Raw genomic sequence first — 13,209 nt, 5'->3', positions numbered from 1 at the left:
GCCTCTGTAAATTGAAGGAGATATGTTACTCATAACCGTTTAACTTGGGTAGTTGTGCTAGATACTGTGTGACATCACCAATATTATTGCGAACCCACTCTGGATTGTAATAAGTATCAAGGTAGCGCTCTCCACTATCACAAAGTAGTGTCACAATTGCTCCTTGTTGGTTGTTATCGTGCATCTTCTTGGCGAGTTGTAAAGCTCCCCAGACGTTAGTTCCTGTTGATGCTCCAGTTTTTCTGCCAATTAATTTTTCAAGCCAATAAATGGTAGCAATTGTGGCAGGATCGGGAACTTGGATCATGTCATCGATAACCGTAGGAATAAAAGAAGGCTCTGCGCGTGGGCGGCCAATCCCTTCTATTTTGCTGCCAGTATTTCCGCAAATATCACGGCGGTTCTGATGGTAGCAATCGAAGAAGACGGAATTTTCTGGATCGACAACAATAAGTTTAGTGTTATACCCCTGATAGCGGATATAACGACCAAGTGTCGCAGATGTACCACCTGTTCCTGCACTCATAACGATGTAAGTTGGTTCAGGAAAAGGTTCTAATTGCATCTGGCGGAAAATACTTTCTGCAATATTATTATTTCCTCGCCAGTCAGTTGATCGTTCGGCATAGGTAAACTGATCCATGTAATGGCCATTAAGCTCTTTTGCCAGGCGTTCTGATTCTTGATAAATCAAGGCGGAATGCTCTACAAAATGGCATTTACCGCCATAGAATTCGATCTCTTGAATTTTGCGTTTAGCAGTACAGGAAGGCATAACTGCAATAAATGGTAAACCAAGTAAGCGGGCAAAATAAGCTTCCGAAACAGCAGTACTTCCAGATGAAGCTTCAATAATCGGCGTTCCTTCCTGGATCCAACCATTAGTAAGAGCATAAAGAAATAGGGAACGTGCCAGCCGATGTTTGAGGCTACCAGTGGGATGAGTGCTCTCATCTTTGAGATAGAGATGAATACCCGGAAATATTGGGGTGGTAAGACGAATGAGATGTGTATCAGCGCTGCGTTGATAATCAGCTTGGATAGCTTTTATGGCATTTGTAGCCCATAAAGACGACATAAATTGACCCTAAATAATAATACTGTAGTGGTATATAGATTACCCTTACATTCGGAGAAATAGATTGTTATTTTTCTGAAATAATCCGTTATATTTGGGAAATATTTCTATAGGATTTAGATATGTTAGATAAAATAGATCGTAAGCTACTGGAACTGCTCCAACAGGATTGTAGTTTATCCTTAAACGCACTGGCTGAAGCCGTTAATTTGACTTCGACACCTTGCTGGAAGCGCCTTAAACGACTTGAAGATGAAGGTTATATTGTTGGCAAGGTTGCCTTGTTAAATGGGGAAAAACTCGGCTTGGGTTTGACAGTGATAGTGATGATTAAAACTCAACAACACAGCAGTGAATGGTATGAACAATTTGTCTCCTTTGTAAAAGAGATGCCAGAAGTCTTAACATTTTATCGAATGGCTGGTGAGTATGATTACCTGATGCACATAGAAGTTGTTGATATGAAAAGTTATGATCGTTTCTACAAACGCATGGTAAATGGGGTATCTGGTTTGATTGACGTTACTTCTAACTTTGCTATGGAAAAGATCAAATATACAACGGCGCTGCCAATACTAGATTCAATAACATCATAAAGATCCCTTTGGTCGGTAGGTGCTAATTCTTTCATTTTTACCTTGGGAATAAATGTGTGAGATTATTTTCACAATTAAGCTGGTATTTTATTAGTGAGTGGCGGCGCTATTTAGGGGCTGTCATTTTCCTCGTTGTGATTGCAGTGCTACAACTTATTCCCCCCCGCTTAGTTGGGTCTATAGTTGATGGCATTAGCACAAAAACAATGACCTTCCGTCAACTATTGATATGGCTGGGGCTAATGCTGTTCATTGCTTTGGCAATTTATGGTCTGCGATATGTTTGGCGTGTATGGTTGTTCGGAGCTTCTTATCGGCTAGCTGTTAAACTGCGTAGTGACTTCTATTGGCGCCTGAGTAGCCAAAATCCTGAGTTTTATTTACGTCATAGAACAGGCGATCTTATGGCTCGCGCAACAAATGATGTGAACATAGTTGTTTTTGCCGCAGGTGAGGGAGTCCTTACTCTGGTTGATTCCTTAGTCATGGGATGCTCTGTCCTAATTGTAATGAGCGTAAATATTAGTTGGCAACTAACATTGTTATCACTAGCGCCGATGCCCATTATGGCTTTGGTGATTCAGCATTATGCGAATCAGCTTCATCATCGTTTTAAATCTGCGCAAGGCGCATTCTCTGCCCTAAATAATCATGCACAGGAAAGTTTGACTGGTATCCGTATGATAAAAGCATTTGGGCTGGAGGAGCTGCAATCCAATCAGTTTGAAGAAGTGGCTATTGATGCTGGGCGTAAGAATATGCATGTTGCACGTATAGATGCACGTTTTAATCCCACCATTTTCATTGCTATCACTATTTCAAATCTCCTGGCTGTTGGTGGAGGGAGCTGGATGGTGGTGCATGGTTCCATGACCCTTGGTGAATTAACCAGTTTTGTAATGTACCTGGGATTGATGATCTGGCCTATGTTGGCATTGGCATGGATGTTCAACATTGTCGAGAGAGGAAGTGCCGCTTATGCACGTATCCGCAGTTTATTGCAGGAACCACTGGTAACCGAAGATGGCATGTTGTCTTTGTCTTCAGAGCGGGGGAGTTTGCAGGTAAATATCAACAAATTTATTTATCCTCAAAGTGATAAACCTGTTTTAGAAAATATCCATTTCCAACTAGAACCTGGTCAGTTACTGGGACTTTGTGGATCAACGGGAGCAGGGAAGAGTACTTTATTGACTTTATTGCAACGGCAATTTGATGTAACCGATGGAGAGATTCTTTTCCAGTCAAAAAATATCTCTACTCTTCGCATGGAAGAGTGGCGTTCACGATTGGCTATTGTCAACCAAACACCTTTCCTATTTTCGGATACGGTTGCAGGTAATATTGCGCTGGGACGGCCTGACGCAACCCAAAAACAAATAGAAGAAGTTGCTCGTTTAGCGAGTGTACATGATGATATTTTGCGACTGCCTCAAGGTTATCAAACGGAAGTTGGCGAGCGCGGAGTGATGCTCTCTGGGGGGCAAAAACAGCGTATATCCATTGCCAGAGCCTTGCTGTTAGATACGGAGATTTTGATCCTTGATGATGCCCTGTCAGCCGTTGATGGGCACACGGAACACCAGATTATGAAAAACCTTAGCCAATGGCGGCAACAGCGCACCGTTATTATCAGTGCACACCGACTGTCGGCATTAACGGAAGCAGATAATATTTTGGTTATGCAACATGGCACGATTGTACAACAGAGCCGGCATAAGCAGCTTATTGCCCAATCAGGCTGGTATTCCGATATGTACCATTACCAACAACTAGAAGCTGCATTGGGTGGAGAAAATGACTAAAACGCATATAGGTAAACCATGGCCATCGTTAAAACGCTTGCTTTCTTACGGTAAAAATTACCGCAAACCGATTCTAATTGCTGTATTGATGTTATGGATTTCTGCATTGGCAGAAGTCAGTGGACCTCTGTTTGTAAGTTATTTTATTGACAATATGGTTGCAACGGGGAATTTACCGCTCGATATTGTCGGTGGACTTGCGGCACTATTTTTGATTTTGCAGCTTATTGTTGCCGTTCTACACTATTATCAAACGTTATTTTTTAATCAGGCATCAGTGGGAGTGGTGCAGATGCTTCGTACTGATGTGATGGATTCAGCATTACGTCAACCATTAAGTGCTTTTGATAATCAACCAGTCGGACAACTGATATCCCGCGTAACAAACGATACTGAAGTCATTAAGGATCTGTTTGTTAATGTGATTCCGATGGTATTTCACTGTATTGCACTAATTGGTGCCATGTTGATAGCCATGTTTATTTTAAATTGGCGTATGGCATGTGTTGCGATCTTAATATTTCCAGCAGTTTTTCTTGTAATGGTTATCTATCAGCGTCTTAGTACCCCAATAATTAGGCGGGTTCGCGGTTATCTGGCTGACATTAACGATGGCTTTAATGAAGTCATTAACGGAATGAGTGTAATTCAACAGTTTCGTCAGCAAGCTCGTTTTGGTGAGAAAATGTTGGCTACCAACCGGGCACATTATCAGGCTCGTATGCAGGCTTTAAGGTTAGATGGCATCTTATTAAGGCCATTATTGAGTTTCTTCTCTGCTGCAACATTGTGTGGTTTGCTGTTATTGTTTGGCATCAAAGGTACTGAGGCTATCGGGGTTGGTGTACTGTACGCCTTTATTAACTATCTTGGTCGATTGAATGAACCACTGATTGAGTTGACTTCACAACAATCCGTGTTGCAGCAAGCCGTAGTTTCAGGCGAACGTGTTTTCGAACTGATGGATAGCCCACAGCAGCAATATGGTAATGATTTGCGAGCGTTAGAAAGTGGCAGAATTGATATTGAAAACTTAAATTTTTCCTATCGCAGTGACAAACTGGTCTTGAGTGATATTAACCTGCATGTTCCATCACACGGATTTATGGCTTTGGTCGGGCATACAGGGAGTGGAAAAAGTACCTTGGCTAATTTGATTATGGGGTATTATCCGTGGCAAAACGGTGAAATTTATCTTGATGGGCGCCCCATCTCTTCGCTTTCTCACGCAGTGCTGCGTAATGGGGTAGCAATGGTGCAGCAAGACCCCGTTGTTCTGGCTGCTTCATTTCTCAACAATATCACATTAGGGCGGGATATCAGCGAAGAGAAAATATGGGAAGTATTAGAATTGGTTCAATTAGCTGACTTTGTTCGTAATTTACCAGATGGTTTGAATTCCTTTTTGGGAGAACAAGGGAATACACTTTCAGCAGGCCAAAAACAGCTTTTAGCAATGGCCAGGGTTTTAGTGCAAACGCCACAGATCCTTATTCTGGATGAGGCAACGGCAAATATTGATTCTGGGACAGAGCAATCAATACAGAGAGCTTTAAGAATGATCCGCCAAAAGACGACATTGGTGGTGATTGCTCATCGTCTTTCAACCATTACTGAGGCTGATTCCATATTGGTGCTATATCGTGGTGCAATTGCTGAGCAAGGTCAGCATCAACAACTATTGGAAAAGCGTGGACGCTATTATCAAATGTACCAGCTCCAGCAAGTTGGTGAGACGTTGAATGAATCAGTGCACGTTTAATGTGCATGTTTAGCATGCGTATAGGGAGCAGATATATTTTCTGTTCCCTTTTTTTATCCCTTCTTTAAAAAGATTTTCGATAACAAACTGATTACACATCATTTTTAACTTTTGGCATATTCATTGCTTATATCCCCTTGTACAGACGTAGCGAAAAACGAGGGAAATATGAAACTTATCACCATCATCATAAAGCCATTTAAGTTGGAGGAAGTGAGGGAAGCACTTGCTGATATAGGTATACAAGGTATGACTATAACAGAAGTAAAGGGCTTTGGACGTCAAAAAGGTCATTCTGAACTTTATCGAGGTGCTGAATACAACGTTAATTTTTTGCCCAAAGTTAAGATTGATATTGCTACCAATGATGAACGAGTTGAAGAAATTATCCATGTTGTTCAGCAGACTGCTTTTACCGGAAAAATGGGGGATGGAAAAATATTTCTTTTTGAATTACAGCATGCCATCCGGATCAGAACGGGTGAAACGAATGATGAAGCACTGTAAATGAGGGTGAAAAATGAAGAATAAATTTTTATCCGTAGTGTTTATTGCAGCTAGTTTTCCTTCGTTTGCTATTGCTGCGGAAAATAATTTCAATAAAGCAGATACGGTATTTATGTTGATAAATACGATACTTGTACTTTTTATGACAATACCCGGCATTGCCCTATTTTATGGAGGATTACTACGCAGTAAAAATATTTTGTCACTAATGTCACAGGTGATTGTCAGTTTTTCATTAGTTTGTGTGCTTTGGATTATTTATGGGTACAGCATGACCTTTGAGGTAGGCAACTCTTTTTGGGGTGGTTTTGGTCAGGTTATGTTGAAAAATATATCCATAACCGATCTAACTGGTAGTTTTTATCAGTTAATTCATGTTGTTTTCCAAGGTGCATTTGCGTGTATTACTGTTGCTTTGGTGGTGGGAGCATTATGTGAAAGAATTCGTTTTTCTGCATTACTGATTTTTAGTGTGTTATGGCTGACAGCGTCTTATATCCCTATGGCGCATATGGTATGGGGTGGTGGCTGGCTCGCTCAGGATGGAGCCTTGGATTTTGCTGGCGGGACTGTCGTTCATATTAATGCAGCAGCAGCAGGATTGGTTGGTGCTTACTTACTTGGGAAGCGCTCAGGCTTTGGGCGGGAAGCATTTAAACCTCATAACCTACCAATGACCTTTATTGGAACATCGATCCTTTACATCGGATGGTTTGGCTTTAATGTAGGCTCGGCTGGTGAAGTAAATGCTATCTCGGCGATGGCTCTGGTTAATACGCTGGCAGCAACGGCGGGATCGGTGTTGTCATGGGTTTTCTGTGAGTGGCTATTTCGCCAGAAACCTTCACTTTTAGGCGCATGTTCTGGGTGCATTTCTGGTTTAGTGGTCATTACGCCTGCTGCTGCAACAGTTGGCATTGGTGGTGCGTTAGTGATGGGGTTGATTGCAGGTATTGCTGGCTTATGGGGTGTGGTAATACTGAAGAGATGGTTACGTGTTGATGATGTTTGTGATGTGTTCGGGGTACATGGAGTATGTGGCATTGTCGGTTGTTTATTGACTAGTGTTTTTACCGCATCTGCTTTAGGTGGAACAGGGTTTGCTGAAGGAATGACAATGCTAAGACAGTTCAGTATTCAGGCTATTAGTATATTGGTTTGTATAGTTTGGTCATCAATAGCTGCTTATATTTCATTTAAGATCGCTGATAAGCTGGTTGGGTTACGTATTAGTGTTGAGTCAGAAAGAGAAGGACTTGATATTACTTCACATGGTGAAAGTGCTTATAACTGAGCACTTTTATTTGTTTGCAAATAGGTATGCCGTAGTAACGGAAAAGTTAATTACGGCATACGGCTATTGATTCAATTCATCATAGCTTACGAATTACGCCCTCTTGAACCGCAGATGCGATAAGCACGCCTGCACGGTTATAGATATGTCCACGGACAAAACCACGCGCTCCTGATACTGATGGGCTTTCAATTGAATAGAGTAGCCAGTCATCCATATTGAAAGGACGGTGATACCACATTGAGTGATCAATCGTGGCTATTTGCATATTTTTCGCCATGAATTTGACGTCATGGGGTTGTAGTGCCGTAGGGAGAAAATTGAAATCTGATGCATAGCCCAGCAAACAGTGATGAATGAATGGGTCTTCTGGCATTTTTCCGTTGCTACGGAACCAGACATAACGCACAGGGACTTGGAATGAATGATGGGGTAGATTTTGAAGAGGAACGAGCTTCATTTCCAAAGGTGGAGTGGAAATCATTTTTTTTAACTTCGTCGGGAATGAGTTAACCATTCTTTTTACAACTTCTTCTTGGGTATCTAACTCTTCAGGATAAGGAACCAGGGGCATAGTATTTTGATGTTCAAAACTTTCTTCATGACCTTGAAAGGATGCTGTCATGTAGAAGATGGGATGACCATTTTGTATTGCGCTGACGCGGCGGGCACTGAAACTTTTTCCATCACGCAAGATTTCAACATCATAAACAATGGGCTTATGGCTATCACCAGGTCGTAGAAAATAGCTATGAAAGGAGTGGAGCATCCTATCATCCCCGACGGTTTGTTTTGCTGCATATAGCGCTTGGCCTATTACTTGTCCACCGAAAACTTGAGGAAATCCTAAGTCTTCACTTTGTCCTCGGTAAATTCCTTCTTCTATTTTTTCTAAATGTATCAAGTTAATTAAGTTTTGTAATGCTTGACTCATAACATGCCTTTATTTTTTTAAGAACATTTGAAAACTATAAATGAGAAGTGATAGATAATAAGTTTTTATTTATTTGAAAATAAATGGATTAAGCTGTAAATAAAATTTACCTTGAGTTTTTATTTTAGTTGAAAATTATCACTGTTAATTTTATCAATGTTTATCAAATAATGCGAACGTATTGTTTTGTAGATTTATCTTTTGATTTGTATCATTATTTTTATTTTAAATACTAAAGGCAGGGAAATTATTATTTAACTTAGGTTAAGGTTGTGAAATTATGTGATTTTTATATGGCATAGCAATGATTCATTAGTGTTATTAAATATATCTGCTGTTGGATTTGTTTGTTTACTGTACGTCTACTGTGAGTTATAGCTTGAACAACATGCTATAGGTATTCTGTTAAGTAAAATTATTAAAGAATAGAATAACTAAAGCTTAAATAGTAGATAGGGAAATTTTCAGTGTCATAACTTTGATTTCCGACACCATCTTTGGTGGTTTTTGCAACGTTATGGGTAATAAACAAGCACTCAAATGAAGTTGCCTTGCTATTTCATAATGTTTGAAAGATAATGACCACCGCTTCGAAATTTGAAGCTAATGTCAATGGGGGCTCTGTTGGTTCTCCCGCAACGTTAACTTGTTAACTTGGTCAGGTCTGGAAAGAAGCAGCCATAGCAAGGGATGCGTGTGCCGGGATGTAGCTGGCAGAGCCCTCACCAATTTCAAGCTCATTATGAGCTGTCCTGTCAGCCGATAATAGCTACCGGCTCAAGTCACTTTCTATCTGAACACTACAGCTTAGCGGACAAATTTCCAAACAGACGATGGGATTTTATCATAGAGCTTATTCATGGTAAGTTCGGCCAAACGGTGATCAGCCGCAGAGTAGAACAATTCGAGTTCATCTTCCGAAAGCTCGTATTTATTTTTTTCAATTACACGCTCCAGTGTTTCAATAGAAGTGCATTTCCTTAAACGCATCAGATAGTCAGTTTTAGTCATAATCGCCTTATCTTATTTGGTATAAAAAATAGTTAGAAATATATTTATCAGATTTTGCTTAGAGCAGCGTTCAAATCATGTAACAGAACATTAGTTAAGTGTTCGTTTGTTTTTTGCCATTTTGTAAGTTCAAGAAAGCTTATCTTATCACTTCCAAACAAATTATATGTTTCATCTAGATAATCATCAATTAAGGTACTCAGAGTGTGATTGTCTGAGTATTTAATTTTAAAGCTCCAGACAAAAGCTGCTATGTGTTCAATCAATTCATTCAGTTTTAAACTTTTCTCGGAGGTCAGGTCATGAATCCAATGATTATCAGTGCGATTCAGGACGGAAAAAGCCTCATGAATTAAATTTTCACATAAGTATTTTAATTCAGCAATATCATGCCTTCTTGGTGAATATTCATCCATAATCACCTCCGTAAACGATGCACAGCTTATTTGAACTAAGGCTTATACATGCTAATTATTATAGTCATTCTTTTAGAATAGAGCCTATCAAAACATGATTATTATTTATTAATGTTAGTGCTCTATTTTACGTATCTGCCAACTAGATTTTTTAACAGTGGTTCATTTACATTTAGTTACGACAAAAATACTAAATTCTGACAAAGCCTCGTTTTTTGCAAGCGCTAGCATTCTACTATGAAGGATAGTCATATCCACAGCATATACTGTGAAATATATTAAATTACACTAATACAGTAGATACTGTAGCAATAGCACAGCTATCATTATAGGCGATTGTATTGCGACTTTCAAAATCAATATAACGTCATTATTACATATGTCACCATCGAGATGGAACACTTTTTACCATTAAAGGTGTAACCAAGATAAAAACAAGGAAAATTACCAATCTATCTTCTGTTTATTATAAAAAACAGAAAATGTTGTCTTTTAAACCTATCTTGTCATTCATAAGTATTTATTTTAATTAGACTATGAATGAGTTTTAACGCAGATATTGTCATCTTGTAATTTGTTGTTCGAAGGATTTTTAGCTGTTAAAAAGGCCACTTATGTGGCCTTTTTAACAGGGTTGAATTTTTAGTGAGGGGTTGAAGTGTGTTCAAACTCCTCATTTTTTTTCGTAAACCGCCGCTTAATGACAACGAAAAATACAGGGACAAAATAAATTGCCAACGATGTAGCTGCAATCATACCACCCAATACTCCTGTGCCTACGGCATTTTGGGCGCCTGAACCTGCGCCATTACTCAATACCAGAGGCATAACGCCAAGCATAAAGGCTAAAGACGTCATTAGTATTGGACGCAATCGCATTCTGGCAGCTTCAAGAGTTGCTTCTATTAAGCCCTTGCCTTCTTTTTCTATCAAATCTTTGGCAAACTCTACGATAAGGATGGCATTTTTCGCAGACAGCCCGATAGTCGTTAATAAACCAACCTTAAAGTAAACGTCGTTATCCAGTCCACGTATTGATGTTGCCAGCAATGCACCGATAACCCCCAGAGGGACGACTAGCATGACTGAGAACGGCACAGACCAACTTTCATATAATGCTGCCAGGCAGAGGAATACAACAATTAATGACAGCGCATATAGAGCAGGAGCCTGATTACCGGATAGACGTTCCTGATAAGACATTCCGGTCCAATCATAACCAATTCCTGGAGGTAACTGTGATGCCAGTTGCTCCATAAGAGCCATTGCGTCACCAGTACTTTGACCAGGTGCTGCTTCTCCCACTATTTCCATAGAAGGAAGACCATTGTAGCGTTCCAGACGTGGTGAACCATAAATCCAGGGATCTTTTGATGCATCTATGAACGCAGAAAATGGCACCATTTTTCCATGGTAGTTACGAACATACAACTTGCTGATATCGCTTGGTAACATACGGTAAGGAGAATCAGCTTGGATATAGACTTTTTTGACTCGACCACGGTCAATAAAGTCATTGACGTAAACACCGCCAAACATCGTGCTCAGGGTTGAGTTGATGTTTGTTGTGGATACAGCCAAGGCTTCTGCTTTTTCCTTATCAATATAAATACGATATTGTTGTGTGTCATTTTGCCCATTAGGGCGGACACTCGCCAGCATATCTGGATGTTGTGCAATCATACCAAGTAATTGATTACGAGCTGCTGTCAATGCAGCATGTCCCAAATTTCCTTTATCAATTAACTGGAAGTCAAATCCACTGGCAGAACCCAACTCTACAATTGAAGGAATATTGAATGCAAAAACGAGAGCTTCCTTGATTTGAGCAAAATTCGCATTTGCTCGAGCAACAATGGCCGGAACCTTATCTTTCGAGTCCTTGCGTAGCTCCCAATCTTTTAAGCTGATAAATGCCAGGCCAGTATTTTGCCCTTGACCACTAAAACCAAAGCCATTAACTGTAAATACAGACTTAACAACATCTTTTTCTTTGGTATAGAAGTAGTCATTGATCTCATCCAGTACCTTTTGTGTCTGTTCCTGAGTGGAGCCTGGCGGTAATTGAACCAACGCCAGTAAAACACCCTGATCTTCTTCTGGCAAGAAAGAGGATGGCAGATTCTTAAATATCCAGGCCATGCCGGCAATCAATATGACATAGATCACCAAGTAACGCCCTGTGCCACGTAACATCCGGCCAATACTATCAGTATAATGATGTGTACTCTTTTCAAACAGACGGTTAAACCAACCAAAGAATCCTGTGTGAGTGCCATGTCCGCCTTTAGCAACAGGTTTGAGCATCGTCGCACACAGTGCCGGAGTCAGGATTAATGCCACCAGCACAGACAATATCATTGCTGAAACGATCGTGATTGAGAATTGGCGGTAAATCGCTCCTGTGGAACCTCCGAAGAATGCCATTGGTACAAATACAGCGGAAAGTACCAGTGCGATACCGACCAGAGCACCTTGGATCTGCCCCATTGATTTTTTAGTGGCTTCTTTCGGTGATAGCCCCTCTTCCTGCATAATTCGTTCGACGTTTTCCACTACCACAATGGCATCATCCACGAGCAAGCCTATGGCAAGTACCATAGCGAACATGGTCAATGTATTGATGGAATAGCCAAACGCAGCAAGAATGGCAAATGTACCAAGTAATACAACCGGAACTGCAATGGTTGGGATAAAGGTAGCTCGGAAGTTTTGCAGAAACAGGTACATAACGATAAACACTAACAGAATGGCTTCTGTCAATGTTTTCACCACTTCGAAAATAGAAATTTTAACGAATGGTGTGGTGTCATATGGATAAACAACAGTCAACCCATGCGGGAAGAAAGGTTGCATCTCATCCAGTGCTTCTTTAACAGCCTTGGAGGTATTCAAGGCATTGGCACCTGATGCTAGTTTGATACCAATCCCTGATGCTGGTTTACCATTGAAGCGACCAATGATACTGTAATTTTCAGCGCCCAATTGAACGGTAGCGACATCATGCAAGCGAATTTGTGAACCATCGGGATTCATGCGCAGCAAAATTTTGCCAAATTCTTCTGCCGAATTCAGACGAGTTTGTGCAATGATCGAAGCATTCAAGCGCTGACCTGGAACCGGTGGTGTCCCTCCTAATTGTCCGGCAGCAACCTGATTATTCTGAGCCCTGATTGCACTAATAACATCCTGAGTAGTGATTTTATAGTTGAGCAGCTTGTCAGGATTGAGCCAGATACGCATGGCATACTGCGTACCAAAGAGTTGTGTTTCACCCACGCCAGCAACACGGCTCAATGTATCTTTAACACTGCCCCCGATATAGTCAGCGATGTCATCTTGAGTCATGGAACCATCTTGAGAGATGAAACCAGCCACCATCAAAAATGAACTGGTGGTTTTATCAACACTAACACCTTGTTGCTGAACTTCTTGAGGCAATAGTGGCATTGCCAATTGCAGTTTATTTTGAACCTGAACTTGCGCGATATCTGGATCTGTGTCTGCTTCAAAGGTCAGCATGATATTCATGTGTCCCGCAGAATCACTGCTGGAAGACATGTACACTAGGTTATCGATACCATTCATATTCTGTTCAATAACCTGTGTTACAGTATTTTGTACTGTTGTTGCGTCAGCTCCTGGATAACTTGCTGAAATAGAAATAGTAGGTGGAGCAATGGCAGGATATTGCTCCACGGGTAATTTCATGATTGCCAGTAGGCCAGATAGCATAGTGATAATCGCTATTACCCATGCAAAAATTGGCCGTTCGATAAAAAACTTAGGCATGAATCACCGACTCC

General features: G+C 40.6%; 10 protein-coding genes and 1 other RNA gene. 6 read left to right on the top strand and 5 right to left on the bottom strand.

The window, feature by feature from the left end:
- Positions 1 to 25: 25 nt before the first annotated feature.
- The gene (locus Xish_RS11405; RefSeq protein ID WP_099117961.1) at positions 26 to 1,078 is read right to left on the bottom strand and encodes a PLP-dependent cysteine synthase family protein; all 1,053 of its coding nucleotides are present in this window, start codon (positions 1,076 to 1,078) and stop codon (positions 26 to 28) included.
- Positions 1,079 to 1,200: 122 nt separating this feature from the next.
- On the opposite strand from Xish_RS11405, the gene Xish_RS11400 reads away from it, so the two are divergent.
- The 5 genes from Xish_RS11400 to amtB all read left to right on the top strand — a co-directional run bounded on the left by Xish_RS11400 (position 1,201) and on the right by amtB (position 7,042).
- Positions 1,201 to 1,674 carry an Lrp/AsnC family transcriptional regulator gene (locus tag Xish_RS11400; protein ID WP_099117960.1) on the top strand — a complete coding sequence of 158 codons (474 nt, stop codon included), beginning with the start codon at positions 1,201 to 1,203 and terminating at the stop codon, positions 1,672 to 1,674.
- Between the two features lie 56 nt (positions 1,675 to 1,730).
- A complete protein-coding gene (locus Xish_RS11395; protein ID WP_099117959.1) occupies positions 1,731 to 3,479 on the top strand; it encodes a SmdA family multidrug ABC transporter permease/ATP-binding protein in 1,749 nt (582 codons plus the stop codon).
- Positions 3,472 to 5,241, top strand: a complete 1,770-nt coding sequence (locus Xish_RS11390) for a SmdB family multidrug efflux ABC transporter permease/ATP-binding protein (protein ID WP_141553978.1) — start codon at positions 3,472 to 3,474, stop codon at positions 5,239 to 5,241. Before Xish_RS11395 ends, Xish_RS11390 begins: the two co-directional genes overlap by 8 nt.
- A 168-nt stretch (positions 5,242 to 5,409) precedes the next feature.
- A complete protein-coding gene (glnK, locus tag Xish_RS11385; RefSeq protein ID WP_099117957.1) occupies positions 5,410 to 5,748 on the top strand; it encodes a P-II family nitrogen regulator in 339 nt (112 codons plus the stop codon).
- A gap of 13 nt (positions 5,749 to 5,761) precedes the next feature.
- The gene (gene amtB, locus Xish_RS11380) at positions 5,762 to 7,042 is read left to right on the top strand and encodes an ammonium transporter AmtB (protein ID WP_099117956.1); all 1,281 of its coding nucleotides are present in this window, start codon (positions 5,762 to 5,764) and stop codon (positions 7,040 to 7,042) included.
- A 79-nt stretch (positions 7,043 to 7,121) separates the two neighbouring features.
- Here amtB and tesB read toward each other — a convergent pair whose 3' ends face one another.
- On the bottom strand, positions 7,122 to 7,976 hold the full coding sequence (gene tesB / locus Xish_RS11375) for an acyl-CoA thioesterase II (RefSeq protein WP_099117955.1): 855 nt from the start codon (positions 7,974 to 7,976) through the stop codon (positions 7,122 to 7,124).
- A 622-nt stretch (positions 7,977 to 8,598) separates the two neighbouring features.
- On the opposite strand from tesB, the gene ffs reads away from it, so the two are divergent.
- Positions 8,599 to 8,695: signal recognition particle sRNA small type (ffs, locus tag Xish_RS11370), an RNA gene on the top strand.
- Between the two features lie 88 nt (positions 8,696 to 8,783).
- Here ffs and Xish_RS11365 read toward each other — a convergent pair.
- The 3 genes from Xish_RS11365 to Xish_RS11355 form a co-directional block, all read right to left on the bottom strand.
- Entirely contained in the window at positions 8,784 to 8,987 is a 204-nt protein-coding gene (locus Xish_RS11365) for an HHA domain-containing protein (RefSeq protein ID WP_047766794.1), read from the bottom strand.
- 47 nt (positions 8,988 to 9,034) lie between these two features.
- Positions 9,035 to 9,403: an Hha toxicity modulator TomB gene (tomB, locus tag Xish_RS11360; RefSeq protein ID WP_099117954.1), complete on the bottom strand. Its 369-nt coding sequence runs from the start codon at positions 9,401 to 9,403 to the stop codon at positions 9,035 to 9,037.
- A gap of 642 nt (positions 9,404 to 10,045) precedes the next feature.
- A complete protein-coding gene (locus Xish_RS11355) occupies positions 10,046 to 13,195 on the bottom strand; it encodes an efflux RND transporter permease subunit (RefSeq protein ID WP_099117953.1) in 3,150 nt (1,049 codons plus the stop codon).
- Positions 13,196 to 13,209 lie beyond the last annotated feature (14 nt).

It is taken from the genome of Xenorhabdus ishibashii (genome assembly GCF_002632755.1).
GTDB classification, from domain to species: domain Bacteria; phylum Pseudomonadota; class Gammaproteobacteria; order Enterobacterales; family Enterobacteriaceae; genus Xenorhabdus; species Xenorhabdus ishibashii.
This window is presented reverse-complemented; position numbering and strand designations above follow the sequence as displayed.

Bases quoted from the DNA above. Each gene is read 5' to 3' on its own strand.
- Xish_RS11365 (WP_047766794.1), bottom strand. From the start codon at position 8,987: ATGACTAAAACTGACTATCTGATGCGTTTAAGGAAATGCACTTCTATT.
- glnK (WP_099117957.1), top strand. From the start codon at position 5,410: ATGAAACTTATCACCATCATCATAAAGCCATTTAAGTTGGAGGAAGTG.
- Xish_RS11400 (WP_099117960.1), top strand. From the start codon at position 1,201: ATGTTAGATAAAATAGATCGTAAGCTACTGGAACTGCTCCAACAGGAT.
- tesB (WP_099117955.1), bottom strand. From the start codon at position 7,976: ATGAGTCAAGCATTACAAAACTTAATTAACTTGATACATTTAGAAAAA.
- Xish_RS11390 (WP_141553978.1), top strand. From the start codon at position 3,472: ATGACTAAAACGCATATAGGTAAACCATGGCCATCGTTAAAACGCTTG.
- Xish_RS11405 (WP_099117961.1), bottom strand. From the start codon at position 1,078: ATGTCGTCTTTATGGGCTACAAATGCCATAAAAGCTATCCAAGCTGAT.
- tomB (WP_099117954.1), bottom strand. From the start codon at position 9,403: ATGGATGAATATTCACCAAGAAGGCATGATATTGCTGAATTAAAATAC.
- Xish_RS11355 (WP_099117953.1), bottom strand. From the start codon at position 13,195: ATGCCTAAGTTTTTTATCGAACGGCCAATTTTTGCATGGGTAATAGCG.
- amtB (WP_099117956.1), top strand. From the start codon at position 5,762: ATGAAGAATAAATTTTTATCCGTAGTGTTTATTGCAGCTAGTTTTCCT.